This is a genomic window from Cytobacillus sp. FSL K6-0129, assembly GCF_038007625.1.
In the GTDB taxonomy this organism is placed as follows: Bacteria; Bacillota; Bacilli; order Bacillales; family Cytobacillaceae; genus Cytobacillus; species Cytobacillus kochii.
Genome location: NZ_JBBOXM010000001.1, coordinates 2,731,959 through 2,747,728, shown reverse-complemented (window position 1 = coordinate 2,747,728; position 15,770 = coordinate 2,731,959). Strand labels below are relative to the sequence as shown.

Annotated in this window: 13 protein-coding genes; 12 read left to right on the top strand and 1 reads right to left on the bottom strand. The window is 38.3% G+C overall.

The window, feature by feature from the left end; genetic code table 11:
- Window positions 1–72 precede the first annotated feature (72 nt).
- The 4 genes from icmF (at window position 73) to MHI57_RS13705 (ending at window position 7,133) form a co-directional block, all read left to right on the top strand.
- Window positions 73–3,336, top strand: a complete 3,264-nt coding sequence (gene icmF, locus MHI57_RS13720; protein ID WP_340976857.1) for a fused isobutyryl-CoA mutase/GTPase IcmF — start codon at window positions 73–75, stop codon at window positions 3,334–3,336.
- A 631-nt stretch (window positions 3,337–3,967) separates the two neighbouring features.
- Window positions 3,968–4,507, top strand: a complete 540-nt coding sequence (gene rpoE, locus MHI57_RS13715; protein WP_095371560.1) for a DNA-directed RNA polymerase subunit delta — start codon at window positions 3,968–3,970, stop codon at window positions 4,505–4,507.
- Window positions 4,508–4,789: 282 nt separating this feature from the next.
- Window positions 4,790–6,391, top strand: coding sequence for a CTP synthase (locus MHI57_RS13710; protein ID WP_095371561.1), 1,602 nt, complete (start codon window positions 4,790–4,792; stop codon window positions 6,389–6,391).
- 160 nt (window positions 6,392–6,551) lie between these two features.
- The gene (locus MHI57_RS13705; protein ID WP_340976853.1) at window positions 6,552–7,133 is read left to right on the top strand and encodes a hypothetical protein; all 582 of its coding nucleotides are present in this window, start codon (window positions 6,552–6,554) and stop codon (window positions 7,131–7,133) included.
- 247 nt (window positions 7,134–7,380) lie between these two features.
- On the opposite strand, the gene MHI57_RS13700 is transcribed toward MHI57_RS13705, so the two are convergent.
- A complete protein-coding gene (locus tag MHI57_RS13700; RefSeq protein ID WP_340976852.1) occupies window positions 7,381–7,908 on the bottom strand; it encodes a DUF2529 domain-containing protein in 528 nt (175 codons plus the stop codon).
- Window positions 7,909–8,175: 267 nt separating this feature from the next.
- On the opposite strand from MHI57_RS13700, the gene MHI57_RS13695 reads away from it, so the two are divergent.
- From MHI57_RS13695 to MHI57_RS13660, 8 genes are all read left to right on the top strand, one after another.
- Complete coding sequence (locus MHI57_RS13695; RefSeq protein WP_095371562.1) at window positions 8,176–8,544, top strand: response regulator; 369 nt, start codon at window positions 8,176–8,178, stop codon at window positions 8,542–8,544.
- 228 nt (window positions 8,545–8,772) lie between these two features.
- Complete coding sequence (locus tag MHI57_RS13690; protein WP_095371563.1) at window positions 8,773–9,630, top strand: class II fructose-bisphosphate aldolase; 858 nt, start codon at window positions 8,773–8,775, stop codon at window positions 9,628–9,630.
- A gap of 458 nt (window positions 9,631–10,088) precedes the next feature.
- Window positions 10,089–11,375, top strand: a complete 1,287-nt coding sequence (locus tag MHI57_RS13685) for a UDP-N-acetylglucosamine 1-carboxyvinyltransferase (protein ID WP_095371564.1) — start codon at window positions 10,089–10,091, stop codon at window positions 11,373–11,375.
- Window positions 11,376–11,467: 92 nt separating this feature from the next.
- Entirely contained in the window at window positions 11,468–12,430 is a 963-nt protein-coding gene (glpX, locus tag MHI57_RS13680; RefSeq protein WP_095371565.1) for a class II fructose-bisphosphatase, read from the top strand.
- A gap of 308 nt (window positions 12,431–12,738) precedes the next feature.
- Window positions 12,739–14,007, top strand: coding sequence for a transcription termination factor Rho (gene rho / locus MHI57_RS13675; protein WP_095371566.1), 1,269 nt, complete (start codon window positions 12,739–12,741; stop codon window positions 14,005–14,007).
- Between the two features lie 155 nt (window positions 14,008–14,162).
- Window positions 14,163–14,369, top strand: coding sequence for a 50S ribosomal protein L31 (rpmE, locus tag MHI57_RS13670; RefSeq protein ID WP_095371567.1), 207 nt, complete (start codon window positions 14,163–14,165; stop codon window positions 14,367–14,369).
- 192 nt (window positions 14,370–14,561) lie between these two features.
- Window positions 14,562–15,176, top strand: a complete 615-nt coding sequence (locus MHI57_RS13665; protein WP_095371568.1) for a thymidine kinase — start codon at window positions 14,562–14,564, stop codon at window positions 15,174–15,176.
- 145 nt (window positions 15,177–15,321) lie between these two features.
- Complete coding sequence (locus MHI57_RS13660; RefSeq protein ID WP_095371569.1) at window positions 15,322–15,768, top strand: hypothetical protein; 447 nt, start codon at window positions 15,322–15,324, stop codon at window positions 15,766–15,768.
- The last annotated feature ends 2 nt before the right edge of the window (window positions 15,769–15,770 follow it).

Below are 15,770 nucleotides of genomic sequence, written 5' to 3'. Positions count from 1 at the left end.
CACAACTAAGATTACCTTCACCGAAAGAAAGAACAGTGATGATTAATGCTGGATGAAGAGGAGGATTTATCCATGAGTACGATAGAGGTTTATAAACCAAAGAATCATGTCCGATTTGTAACAGCTTCAAGTTTATTTGATGGTCATGATGCATCTATTAATATCATGAGGCGTATTATTCAAGCGAGCGGGGCAGAGGTCATTCATCTTGGGCATAATCGGTCAGTTGAAGAAGTAGTGAATGCTGCCATACAAGAGGATGTCCAAGGAATTGCCATGTCTTCCTATCAAGGAGGTCATGTTGAATATTTCAAGTACATGTATGACCTCTTACAAGAAAAGGGAGCACCTCACATTCGCATCTATGGTGGCGGTGGAGGCGTTATTATTCCACGTGAAATTAGAGAATTGCACGAATATGGGATAGCAAGAATTTTTTCACCTGAAGACGGCAGAAAGAATGGCTTGCAAGGAATGATCAATGAAATGCTAGAAGAATGTGATTTTCCTACGTTTACTCAACAAGATGATAACCTAGTTAAGAAGCTTCCAGAAGGCAATGTGAACTCGATAGCAAGGTTAATTACAATCGCCGAACATCACATTAGTTTAGAGAAAGAACTTGCGGCCAGTCTGGATCCCGTAATGGATAAAGTGAAGAAACTAGAGAAACAAGTCCCAGTCGTTGGTATCACTGGAACAGGGGGAGCGGGTAAAAGTTCATTAACGGATGAACTAATTAGAAGGTTTATCCATGATATCCCTGATAAGAAAGTAGCTATTCTTTCAGTTGATCCGACAAAACAAAAAACAGGTGGGGCATTACTCGGAGATCGGATAAGAATGAATGCGATTTTTCATCCGAGAGTCTATATGCGAAGCCTGGCAACAAGAAAAGCGAGAAGTGAATTGTCACTGGCTATTAAGGATGCGATTTCAGTAGTAAAAGCTGCTGGTTTTGATTTAGTCATTGTCGAAACAAGTGGTATCGGTCAAGGGGATGCAGGTATTACGGATATTTGTGATGTCTCTATGTATGTGATGACTAGTGAATTTGGCGCTCCTTCACAGTTAGAAAAGATTGATATGATTGATTATGCTGATTTAATTGTTATCAATAAATTTGAACGTAAAGGGTCGGAAGATGCGAAAAGACAAGTGCAAAAGCAATATCAGCGCAGTCACATGCTATTTGAAAAAGAACTTGATGACATGCCTGTCTTCGGTACGATTGCCAGTCAATTTAATGACCCGGGCACGAATGCCGTATTTGCTAATCTTGTTGAAATCATAAATAAACAAGCGGGTTTAAATTGGGTAACCACTTATGAGAAAACGGCTGATGTAGAAAAACAAAATGTCATCATTCCGAATGATCAACGTTACTATTTAAGAGAAGTTTCTGATACGGTACGCACCTATCATAAAAAAGCCGAAGAACAAGCGGATTTAGCAAGAAAGCTTTTTCAGCTAGAGGGTGCAATGACCATGTTATCTGAAGAAAAAGATACAAGTGCGCACAGTGCCCTGCAAATGTTAAAAGATAAGACATATGAACAATTAACAATTGAATCTAAGAAGATATTAGAAGGTTGGGAGCAGTTAAGAGAGCAATACAAAGGTGATAAGTTTGTCACAAAAATAAGAGATAAAGAGATAGTAACTATTCTGCGGACGAAGAGCTTATCTGGCTTAGAGATCCCGAAAGTGGCTCTACCGAGTTATAAAGATTACGGGGAAATTATCAAGTGGGTTTATAAAGAAAATGTACCAGGCTCTTTCCCTTATACAGCTGGTGTTTTCCCTTTTAAACGAGAAGGAGAAGATCCGAAGAGACAATTTGCAGGTGAAGGTACACCTGAAAGAACCAACCGTCGTTTTCATTATTTATCTAAAGATGACGATGCGAAGCGATTAAGTACAGCTTTTGATTCAGTTACTTTATATGGAGAAGACCCGGACTATCGCCCAGATATATATGGAAAAGTAGGAGAGAGTGGCGTTAGTATTTGTACACTTGATGATATGAGGAAGCTCTATGCGGGCTTTGATCTTTGTCACCCAACGACTTCTGTCTCTATGACAATAAATGGTCCGGCCCCTATCATCCTAGCGATGTTTATGAACACAGCCATTTCTCAGCAAGTTGAAAAGAAAGAAAAAGAATTAGGTAGGAATCTCACAGTAGAAGAGTTTGCAGAAGTCAGAGCTTTCACTTTACAAACTGTACGCGGAACCGTTCAGGCTGATATTTTAAAAGAAGACCAAGGCCAGAATACTTGCATATTCTCCACTGAGTTTGCCTTAAGAATGATGGGAGATATTCAACAATATTTTATTGATCAAAAGGTTCGAAATTATTATTCTGTTTCCATTTCAGGCTATCATATTGCCGAGGCGGGAGCGAACCCTATCTCTCAATTGGCGTTTACCTTAGCCAACGGTTTTACTTATGTGGAATATTATTTAAGCAGAGGGATGAATATCAATGACTTTGCGCCAAACCTTTCATTTTTCTTCTCGAACGGTTTAGACCCAGAATACACTGTTCTCGGTCGAGTCGCGAGACGTATATGGGCGACGGTTATGCGCGACAAATATGGTGCAATTGAGAGAAGTCAAAAATTAAAATACCACATTCAAACGTCTGGTCGTTCTTTACATGCACAAGAAATAGACTTTAATGATATTCGTACAACGCTGCAAGCATTAATGGCACTCCAAGATAATTGTAATTCTCTTCATACTAATGCATATGACGAGGCGATTACAACACCGACAGAAGAATCAGTTAGGCGAGCGATGGCTATCCAAATGATAATTACTAAGGAACATGGATTGTCTAAAAATGAAAATCCTTTACAAGGTGCATTCATTATTGATGAATTAACAGATTTAGTCGAAGAGCAAGTATTGGTTGAATTTGAGCGAATGAATGATCGCGGTGGCGTACTAGGTGCGATGGAGACACAATATCAACGCGGTAAAATTCAAGATGAATCGATGTATTATGAAATGAAAAAACATACAGGAGAGCTGCCGATTATTGGTGTCAATACGTATATCAATCCAAATCCACCAGCAGATGATGCAGTTGACAGTATGGAGATTGCCAGGGCATCTAAAGAAGAAAAAGAAACACAAATACGTAATCTGCAACTTTTCCAAGAAAGAAATCAAGCAGTTGCTCAAGAAGCACTGCAACGATTAAAAGAGGTTGCAGTAAGCGGTGGGAATATTTTTGACGAACTAATGGAAACGGTCAACGTAGCAAGTTTAGGACAGATAACAAATGCATTATATGAAGTGGGCGGACAATACAGACGGAATATGTAAATTGTCATAATTGAATAATAACCCGGACCATCTAAAAATGTTAAAAGGTGAGTTCGGGTTTTTAAACGTCTAGAGAGGATATTTTATTCATTGACTTTTCCGGAATGAATAAATTGGGTACAATGGAGTAAAGTGATCGTATTCAACAAAATTTCTTGAGTAAATAAGATATACAATTGCTAACCATCATCATATAATAGTATCGGTATGGATTTTGTTTTTTAAGGTGGGTGCGAGTGTGAAGCAAATTATGATTGTTTTTGCATTCATAGTGTTTATCATATGTGCACGATATCTTTATTCAATACAACTAGGGGCCATCCCCTTCTTTTTGTTGTCTGTCTTTTTTACTCTTTTAGCAATAAGATTGTATCAAAAGGAGAGACAACTCGAAGGTCAATGTAAAAAGTAGGAAAACTTATCGTTAAAGGTAGCATAAACACTAATAATTTGTTTATAATGAAGAATATGCGTTTTTTTCTTTTAAGAAGGCACCGCTGCTTGTAACCTAGAGATTGGACGAGTATGTTTAGGTTGTCTTTTTTATTTTTAGCGTTATACTATTAGGCACGAAATATTTGATTACATGTTGCTAATACATAGCTTGATATAGGGAAAGGAAGTGCTGGTCTTGAGTTTAAAAGGATACTCAAAAGAGCAATTAAAAGAAATGGCATTAATTGAAGTGGCTCATGAATTATTAAATGAAAGAAAAGAGCCTTTGGCGTTTGCTGACATTGTGAGTGAATTAAAAAACCTTTTGGATCTTAGTGAAAAAGAATTCCAAGAGAAGATTGCCCAGTTCTATACAGATTTAAATATCGAAGGGCATTTCATTGGTCTTGGAGACAATCGTTGGGGACTGCGTGCTTGGTACCCTGTAGAACAGTATGAAGAGGAAGTTGTTACAGTTATTAAGCCGAAGAAGAAAAAGGCGAAAAAATCTGTAATAGATGAGGAAGAGGAAGATTTTGAAGAAGAAGACATCGATTACGATGATTTAGAGGATTACGATGATCTAGATGAAGACGATGATGTGGATGATCTTCTTGATGATGAAGACGATGACGATGAAGATATCGAAGAAGATTTCGATGAAGACGATGATCTCATCGATGATTTAGAAGATGATGATTTAGATGAAGATGAAGACGATGAGGACAGAAAATAATAGCCTTGACTTTTTTCTTGTAGCCTTGTAGAATCATTTTTGGGCTCCTTTAAAAAGGAACGATCATAAATTGATACGCTAAAAGCGCTCCCTTACTTAATTAAAGTAAGCGGGGCGCTTTTTATTTTTTTGAGTAAGGCTTGATAGTTGAGCATGTGCTGCTTCTACCAAGTTTTTCAAATAAAAGGTCGTGCATGGGACAATTTTTTATGAAAGATAAGATTCATCTTTTTAAACAAAGGATAAATGCACAAGCTATGAATAGTTAAGGGGGAATCATTTATGACAAAATATATTTTTGTTACAGGCGGCGTTGTTTCGTCATTAGGTAAAGGAATCGTTGCAGCATCTTTAGGACGTTTGTTAAAAAATAGAGGGCTTAGCGTAACGATACAAAAGTTTGACCCGTATATCAATGTGGACCCAGGTACAATGAGTCCTTATCAACACGGTGAAGTTTATGTAACAGGAGATGGCGCAGAAACGGATTTAGACTTAGGTCACTATGAGCGTTTCGTAGACATAAACTTAACTAAATACAGCAGTGTAACAACTGGGAAGATCTACTCAACGGTTCTACGTAAAGAGCGTCGTGGAGATTATAACGGAGGAACGGTTCAAGTAATCCCTCATGTTACAAATGAAATTAAAGATAAAGTTTTCCGTGCGGGACATGAAACGAATGCAGATGTCGTTATTACTGAAATCGGTGGAACTGTCGGTGATATCGAATCATTACCATTCCTAGAGGCGATTCGCCAAATTAAGAGTGATATCGGCCGAGATAATGTTATGTATATTCATTGTACATTGGTGCCGTATATTAAAGCGGCTGGAGAAATGAAAACAAAGCCGACACAACACAGTGTAAAAGAATTAAGAAGCTTAGGTATTCAACCAAATGTTGTCGTTGTCCGTACAGAAATGCCTATCTCTCAAGAAATGAAAGACAAGCTTGCACTCTTCTGTGATATTGATAAAGAAGCCGTTATTGAATGTAGAGACGCTGAAACACTTTACACTATTCCATTAGCTTTACAAGAACAAGGCTTAGATAAACGTGTATGCAAAGAGATGAAATTAGATTGTGCAGAAGCAGATATGACTGAGTGGAAACAACTTGTAGACAAAGTGCTTCACTTAACGAAGAAAACAAAAATTGCACTTGTAGGGAAATACGTTGCTCTTCAAGATGCTTATATTTCTGTTGTTGAAGCATTAAAACATGCAGGTTATGCACATGATGCAGATATTGATGTAAAATGGATCAATGCAGAGCATGTCACTAAAGAAAATGTTGCTGAACTTTTAGGGGATGTTGACGGTGTTCTTGTACCAGGTGGATTTGGGGATCGTGGGATTGAAGGAAAAATCCTAGCAACACAATATGCCCGTGAAAACAATAAACCATTCTTAGGCATTTGTCTGGGTATGCAACTGGCTACTGTTGAATTTGCTCGTAACGTTCTTGGATTAGATGGTGCACACTCAGCGGAAATCAATCCTGAAACGAACCACCCAATCATTGACCTTTTACCTGAACAAAAAGATGTTGAAGATTTAGGTGGTACACTACGTTTAGGCTTACAAGCATGCAAACTAGAAGAAGGTACAGCTGCTTATGAAGCATACCAAGATGAAGTCGTTTACGAACGTCATCGTCACCGTTATGAATTTAATAATCACTACCGTCAAGAAATGGAAGAAAAGGGTCTTGTCTTCTCTGGTACAAGCCCAGATGGTCGACTAGTAGAAATCATTGAATTGAAAGATCACCCATGGTTCGTGGCATCTCAATTCCATCCAGAATTCACATCTAGACCAACACGTCCACAACCACTTTTCCGTGACTTTGTCGGTGCTACAATCAATATCAATGAATAAATTGTTATAAGGAGGAGATTTCCGGATCTCTTCCTTTTTTTGTGTAAAATCAAGAATTCAAAAGGGTACAAAAATAAAATTTGGTATTTTTATTACAATCAATCTTCATGAAGCTAGCTTCTGTAAGTGGTATGACGTTACTCAGAAGGAAAAACCAAAGGTGAGCGCTTCGCAAAAGGGATTTGCAAGTCACTCGGAGAGAAAACCAAAGGTGAGCGCTTCGCAAAAGGGGTTTGCAAGTCACTCGGAGAGAAAACCAAAGGTGAGCGCTTTACAAAAGGGGTTTGCAAGTCACTCAGAGAGAAAAGCAAAGGTGAGCGCTTCGCAAAAGGGATTTGCAAGTCACTCGGAGAGAAAAGCAAAGGTGAGCGCTTCGCAAAAGGGGTTTGCAAGTCACTCAGAGAGAAAAGCAAAGGTGAGCGCTTCGCAAAAGGGGTTTGCAAGTCACTCAGAGAGAAAAGCAAAGGTGAGCGCTTCGCAAAAGGGGTTTGCAAGTCACTCAGAGAGAAAAGCAAAGGTGAGCGCTTCGCAAAAGGGGTTTGCAAGTCACTCAGAGAGAAAAGCAAAGGTGAGCGCTTCGCAAAAGGGGTTTGCAAGTCACTCAGAGAGAAAACCAAAGGTGAGCGCTTCGCAAAAGGGATTTGCAAGTCACTCAGAAGGAACACTAAAGGTGAGCGCTTTACAAAAGAGGCCCGCATGTCATTCAGAAAGAGAAAGAAACATGTATCAGTGTATATCGTAAATTTGTCACTGAAAAATGTATGAACGAAACAAAAAAGTTCACAGTAAATAATTTAGAATCGCTTCACACTTGCAAAGAAAAGTAATATTGGTTTAAAGAGACAATGAAACAAACACTAATCATTTATTTCAAAGCCGTTGTGTAGTTAAGAATATATGCGCCCGAGAAATGAGCCCTTCTATAACATATAAAAAAAAGAAAGGAACCCCGTCAAAATGGAATCCCTTGCCTCATATAAATACACATATTAATAATCTGCTAATATCTCGTCTAACGTAAATTTAATTCCATGATAGATAAATAATGCTCCTATCGCAGATGGATAACCAACTCGTTCCCCGTTTTCATTTGGAACAAGTCCTTGCTTCAGTTGTAAGTCGAAATGTACATCGGAATAGGAGGCTAATTGCTCCGTGTTATCAGATGGAAGGGCACTTATTGTTGCAAAAGGTATGAATTGATTACTCAAATGTTGTGCTAATAGGAGTGCTTCCTTGTCATCACTCTCTCTGGTGATAATGAGAAAACGGTCACTAGCTGAGATATCGTCAAATGATGCAGAAGAGTCCCAGACTTTTGCGTTTGCCAGTGCATCTACTCCCTCAGTTGCTTCGATACCGACAGCTTGCATCTCCTGTTTTCCGTAAATATATATATGGCCCTCACCGACACTCGCTTGAGCTAAAATTCGAGCAGCATCTTCTATTGATTCTTCATGATTGTCTTGCCATTTTTTAAATAAACCGAATAATTGTGTAGAAAAAATCTTTAACATTAATAATTCCTCCTGTACTTCTCCCAATATTATCATTATATTGAAATAAGACGAAATCACAAAATAATCAGGCTGCTCACTTTGGTTTTTTGGTGCTACAGTAATTGATTGATACACAACGAAAAGAGAACCATCAACTTGTCGAAATATAGCAATTAACGGCGATGACTCATTCTAGTTATTTTCCTAACAAATGCAGGAAAAAAACACTTAGGGTCGAATTTAAAAACATTAAGTATTCTTGATTAAACGAGAATGGGGTGTATTATGAAAGGGAAAATATTGATTGTCGATGATCAGTTTGGTATAAGGATTCTATTAAATGAAGTTTTACAGAAGGAGGGCTATGAAACGTACCAAGCAGCAAACGGAATTCAAGCTCTTGATATTGTAGCGAAGCATGACCCAGACTTAGTATTATTAGATATGAAAATCCCAGGTATGGATGGGATTGAAATTCTAAAGAGAATGAGAGAAGGGCATCATGATATAAGAGTCATCATTATGACTGCTTATGGAGAATTAGATATGATTCAAGAGGCAAAAGATTTAGGTGCTTTAACACATTTTGCTAAACCATTCGACATAGATGACATTCGGGCGGCAGTTAAGAAATATTTACCAGTACCTAAATAAGGTTATACAATTATGCCTTTTTTAATTAATAGTACATCTTATTTATGAAAAGTTATAACCTAATCATAGATTTTCTCTGCACATTTTGGTATGATACAAATGGAATTTATATGTTCATTTCATTTTTTCCGTTTGATGGAGAGCTATTAGGGTACATAAACATGTAGCTGGAAGGAAATCCTTTAAAAGGAATGACTGAAGTGAATAAGACAAGGAGGATTTTTACATATGCCTTTAGTTTCTATGACTGAAATGTTGAAAAAAGCAAATGCAGAGGGCTATGCAGTTGGTCAATTCAACTTAAATAATTTAGAGTTTACACAAGCAATTTTACAAGCAGCTGAGGAAGAAAAATCACCTGTAATTCTTGGTGTTTCTGAGGGTGCAGGTCGTTATATGGGTGGATTTAAAACGGTTGTTAAAATGGTAGAAGGTCTAATGGAAGACTATAATATTACTGTTCCAGTGGCCATTCATCTTGATCATGGTTCAAGTTATGATAAATGTAAAGAAGCAATCGATGCAGGATTTACTTCTGTTATGATTGATGCTTCTCATGATCCATTTGAGCAAAATATCGAAATCACTTCTAAAGTAGTAGAATATGCGCATTCAAAAGGAGTATCTGTTGAGGCTGAGCTTGGCACTGTTGGTGGACAAGAAGATGACGTTGTTGCAGATGGCGTTATTTATGCAGATGCAAAAGAATGTGAAGAATTAGTTCAGAGAACAGGGATTGACTGCTTAGCGCCTGCTCTTGGGTCTGTTCATGGACCATACAAAGGTGAGCCTAACTTAGGGTTTACAGAAATGGAAGAAATTCGTGGCTTAACAGGTGTACCACTTGTATTGCATGGTGGGACAGGTATCCCAACGAAAGATATTCAAAGAGCAATTTCTCTAGGAACAGCAAAGATTAACGTAAATACAGAGAACCAAATTGCATCTGCGAAAAAAGTACGTGAAGTCCTTGCAGCAGATGAAAAAATGTACGATCCACGTAAATATTTAGGGCCTGCTCGTGAAGCAATTAAAGCAACAGTAATTGGGAAAATGCGCGAGTTTGGTTCTGCTAACAAGGCATAAAATAGAAAAGAAGCCGTTGTTCATTCAACGGTTTCTTAAGCTTATTTAAAGCAACTTCTCAATTCAATCCCTCTTGACTCTCGGAAAACTCATTAGTCAACAATTTCCATCGGTGAATGAATCCATGATGCAAATGTTTCCTTAAAAATTTACATATTCATAACAATTCGAAACAACAACTACATTTCCAATTGTTATGGTGTAAAATAGGAGAAGGAAGATGCATCTAAATGCCTATCATATGTGAGCTTTTTAAAAATTGTTAGACATGTTAACATAAAGATGCTTATTTTTTCAATAGATAGACAACAATGGTAATGTAGATTACACCTGTGTTTTTTAAAAATGCGGGTTTGTTTTATGACTGATAGAGCAAAAGATTCCACATAGGACAAGCTTATTCTTATAGAGCATCCTCTATAAAGGGGTTGCGTTAACGGCTTAGAAGGGAGTTCAAAATGGAAAAGCTTATGATTGCAGGCGGGTACCCATTAAAAGGAACAGTGAGAATTAGCGGCGCGAAGAATAGTGCAGTTGCCTTAATACCGGCAACAATACTAGCAGATTCGCCTGTAACAATAGAAGGTTTACCAGATATTTCGGATGTGCAAATCTTAAAAGGTTTACTAGAGGAAATCGGTGGTGAAGTAACATTCGCTGATGGAGATATGCAGGTTGATCCTTCTGCAATGATCTCCATGCCTATGCCTAATGGCAAGGTGAAAAAGCTTCGTGCTTCTTATTATTTAATGGGGGCCATGCTTGGACGATTTAATAAAGCGGTCATTGGACTTCCGGGTGGTTGTCATTTAGGACCGAGACCGATTGATCAGCATATTAAGGGTTTTGAGGCACTCGGCGCAAGTGTAACAAATGAACAAGGCGCGATTTATTTACGTGCAGATGAACTAAGAGGTGCACGTATTTATTTAGATGTCGTCAGTGTTGGTGCAACCATTAATATTATGCTCGCTGCTGTAAAGGCAAAGGGTCGTACGGTTATAGAAAATGCGGCTAAAGAACCTGAAATTATTGATGTTGCTACATTGCTGAATAATATGGGTGCAAAAATAAAAGGCGCAGGTACTGATGTCATCCGTATTGACGGTGTAGATCAGCTCCATGGATGCCAACATACAATTATTCCTGATCGTATTGAAGCAGGGACTTATATGGTGCTTGCTGCAGCTTCTGGAGAGGGCGTTTTAATTGATAATGTTATTCCCCATCATCTTGAATCATTAACGGCAAAGCTAAGAGAAATGGGTGTACAAATTGAAGCGGGTGATGATCAAATTTTTGTCGGTCCCGCTGAAAAAATGAAGGCAGTAGATATTAAGACACTTGTATATCCTGGTTTTCCAACCGATCTTCAGCAACCATTAACGGCATTGTTAACGAATGCAGAAGGAACAAGCATGGTAACTGATACGATATATGGGGCTAGATTTAAGCATATTGATGAATTGAGAAGAATGAACGCCAATATTAAAGTAGAAGGTCGTTCGGCTATTATTAACGGCCCTATGAAGTTACAAGGTGCCAAAGTAAAGGCAAGTGATTTACGTGCTGGAGCGGCGCTAGTCATCGCAGGCCTTATGGCTGAAGGTGTAACAGAGGTTACAGGCGTTGATCACATTGATAGAGGTTATAGTCATTTAGTTGAAAAACTCAATGGTTTAGGGGCAACGATTTGGAGAGAAAAGCTAACTGATCAAGAAATTGAACAAATGAATAATGCTTAATGATGAATTGACAATGTTAAAAATGTACATCTAGATTCCGCATCGATTTCAGTACATACTGAGACGAAGTGAATATTGGGGAGGAAGTAAAAATGGAAAGAAGTTTATCAATGGAGTTGGTTCGTGTTACAGAAGGTGCAGCACTAGCATCTGCTCGTTGGATGGGCCGTGGATTAAAAGATGAAGCTGATGGTGCAGCAACTGAAGCAATGAGAGATATCTTTAATACAGTTCCTATGCAGGGCAGAGTAGTGATTGGTGAAGGTGAAATGGATGAAGCACCAATGCTATATATTGGCGAAGAGCTTGGAACAGGTTCTGGCCCTCAAGTTGATATTGCAGTCGATCCTGTAGAAGGTACAAGTATTGTTGCCTCTGGTGGTTGGAATGCGCTTGCGGTTCTGGCAGTGGCAGATAGAGGTAACTTACTATATGCACCAGATATGTATATGGATAAAATTGCCGTTGGACCTGAGGCGGTTGGGCAAATCGATATCAATGCTCCAGTGATTGATAACTTGAGAGCTGTTGCGAAAGCAAAAAACAAAGATATTGAGGACGTTGTTGCAACTGTACTTAATCGTGATCGCCACCAACATATTATAGAGCAATTGCGTGACGCTGGCGCTAGAATTAAGCTAATTAATGAAGGTGATGTAGCAGGAGCCATTAATACGGCATTCGATCATACAGGCGTAGATATTTTATTTGGAGCAGGTGGTGCCCCTGAAGGTGTTGTTGCAGCTGTAGCATTGAAATGTCTTGGTGGTGAATTGCAAGGTAAACTGCTTCCCCAAAACGATGCGGAACTAGAAAGATGTATTAAAATGGGATTAGATGTTAACAAAGTATTATTGATGGAAGACCTAGTTAAAGGCGATGACGCAATCTTTGCTGCGACAGGTATTACGGATGGAGAACTTTTGAAAGGCGTTCAATTTAAAGGATCTTACGGTTCGACGTCTTCTGTCGTTATGCGTGCTAAATCGGGCACAGTAAGGTTTATTGATGGTCGTCATAGCTTGAAGAAAAAACCTAATCTTGTAATTAAATAATTGATGATAGACCTAAGAAGTGCATCCTTGCATTTCTTAGGTTAAATTAAAATAGAAAGAATCCTTCCAAATATCCTACTATAAAATGTAGTTGCCTAACATAGAGGTTAGGGGTAAAATAAAAGATATTTTCAAAGGAAGACCAATCATTCCTCTATTACAAAGTAGAGTTGATTAAATCAAACTCTTCGTTTACTTCAGGAAGCCTCAAACATACTTTCCTTTCCAACCATATTCGAATGTATAATGAATCTTATTTCTTTAGCATATGGGGGAAATAATCGAAAAATCTAAAGAGTGGTGTAGAAATGGGACTAAATATTTCAAGTCTAGAGAATATGAAATTGAAAGAACTTTATGAACATGCAAGAGAATATAAAGTTTCTTATTATAGTAAATTATCAAAGAAAGAACTTATTTTTGCGATATTAAAAGCGAGAGCGGAACAAGAAGGATACTTCTTTATGGAAGGTGTTCTAGAAATCATTCAATCAGAAGGTTTCGGTTTCTTAAGACCGATTAACTATTCGCCTAGTTCAGAGGATATTTATATCTCTGCATCGCAAATTCGTCGCTTTGATTTAAGAAATGGTGACAAAGTTTCTGGTAAAGTTCGTCCGCCGAAGGAAAATGAACGTTATTTTGGTTTGTTACAAGTGGAAGCGGTTAACGGAGATGATCCAGAGACATCAAAGGAACGTGTTCATTTCCCAGGTTTAACGCCTCTATATCCTGATCGTCATATGAATTTAGAGACAAAAACAAGACATATTTCAACTAGAATTATGGACTTAATTTCACCAGTTGGTTTTGGACAACGTGGCTTAATCGTCGCTCCTCCAAAAGCAGGAAAAACGATGTTGTTAAAAGAAATTGCCAACAGTATTACAACGAATCATCCTGAAGCAGAGCTTATCGTATTACTTATTGATGAAAGACCGGAAGAAGTAACCGATATTGAACGCTCTGTTGCTGGTGATGTTGTTAGTTCAACATTTGACGAAGTGCCGGAAAATCATATTAAAGTGGCCGAGCTCGTATTAGAGAGAGCGATGCGTCTAGTTGAGCATAAGCGCGATGTTGTCATCTTAATGGATAGTATTACACGTTTAGCTAGAGCTTATAACTTGGTCATTCCTCCAAGTGGTCGTACGTTATCAGGCGGTATTGACCCAGCCGCATTCCACCGTCCGAAAAGGTTTTTCGGTGCCGCAAGAAATATTGAGGAAGGCGGAAGCTTAACCATTTTAGCTACTGCTCTAGTTGATACGGGATCACGTATGGATGATGTGATTTATGAAGAGTTTAAAGGAACGGGGAATATGGAATTGCATCTTGATCGTTCGCTTGCGGAAAGAAGAATTTTCCCTGCAATTGATATTAGACGATCTGGTACACGTAAGGAAGAATTGTTGATTCCTAAGGATCATCTTGATAAACTATGGGCAATCCGTAAATCAATGACTGATTCTCCTGATTTTGCGGAAAAACTCATGAGAAAATTAAAGCAAACGAAATCAAATGAGGATTTCTTTGCCTTATTGAGTGAAGAGATGAAAGCAAAACGCTCACATTAGGTTTGGAATCAAATGGTAAAGCTGATTCGTAATCGATGATTGCAAATTAAGCTCGACCTTGTTATAATGATTCCAGTGCGTTTCTAAGATTACGGTGAATCCGTAACTATATAACTCTGTTTCAGAATGATTCAGGGCGGAAGGAGATGAAAAGAATGAAAGCAGGAATTCATCCTAACTATAAAACAGCAATGGTGAAATGTGCATGCGGTAACGAATTCGAAACGGGTTCTGTACAAGAAGAAATCCGTGTAGAAACTTGCTCAGAATGCCACCCATTCTATACTGGACGTCAAAAATTCGCTGAAGCTGGCGGACGTGTTGACCGTTTCAATAAAAAATACGGCATCAAACAGAAGTAATTTAAATAACAATCAAAGCAGGCAAGTCATGATACTTGCCTGTTTTTTCATGAATGTCGAAAAATAGTGGTGCACACCACCACTATTTTTCGGCATTTAACATAAGAATGTTTCTTTTGTGAGACCTTAACAGTAAGGACTGTAATAGGTGTTTATAGATAGATTAGATTGTTGCGGAAGGAGAGACCTTTCATGTATGTTATCAATCATCATGGATGGGTTGAGGTAATTTGCGGGAGTATGTTCTCTGGTAAGTCAGAGGAGCTTATTCGCAGAGTAAGGAGAGCGCAATTTGCCAAACAGCAAATTGCTGTATTCAAGCCTCAAATCGATAAACGTTATAGTGAAGAATCAGTTGTTTCTCATAATGGGGCATCGTTTATTGCTCAACCTGTAGCCTGTTCAGAGGATATTTTGTCATTTGTTACGTCTGATACAGAAGTCGTAGCTATTGATGAAGTTCAGTTTTTTGATAATCAAATCATTGAAGTTGTGGAGATGCTTGCGGGGAACGGTCATCGTGTCATTGTGGCTGGGTTAGACGTTGATTTTCGTGGTGAGCCTTTTGGTCCGATGCCGGATTTAATGGCTACTGCTGAGTTAGTGACAAAACTACAAGCCGTATGTGCTGTTTGTGGTTCACCTGCTAGTCGAACGCAGCGTTTAATTGATGGTAAACCAGCATCATATACAGATCCCACCATTCTTGTTGGCGCATCGGAATCGTATGAACCTCGGTGCCGTGAACATCATGAAGTGATTGGCAAACCAAAAAGTATTAAAAATCACACGGAAATGATGAAATAACACATTTTTGATTGGAGACGCTAACTTTGGCGTCTTTTTTGGAACGAAAAAACTCCCTGGCATACATTTTTTTACATAGGAAATATTGCTTGCTGAAATTTTAAAATGAATGGGCATTTTATTTAGTAGGGGGTGCCATTCATTCATGAAAAAAACCATTACAGGTGTTTTGTTAATCAGTCTACTAACTGGTTGTTCTTATAATTACGGTGCAAACGCTGATAAAACTTATGATATCAACAAACATACCGATACCGTTAGAATAAGCAGCCCTTCTGGTCATCGTTCCGAAGATGTTCAGGAATGGTCGATGTATGAACAAAATCCCAACTTATTAAATACCAATGGCGATAAAAAATCAGACCGTAGTGATATTAATCAAGCAAGATCAACGATTAATAAGCTTACTGATTATGAACCAGGTGGTATATGGATTGACGGGGAATATATGCATGTAACTGTGTATACGAATAAAGACTTTTCATCAAAAGCGGAACGTGAAAAAGCTGAGGAAAGTTTGCAAAAAAAATTAGTTGGTGCGGTGCCGACCTATTATATAAATGTGAAAATTAGAGAAGACCATACAGACTAAAG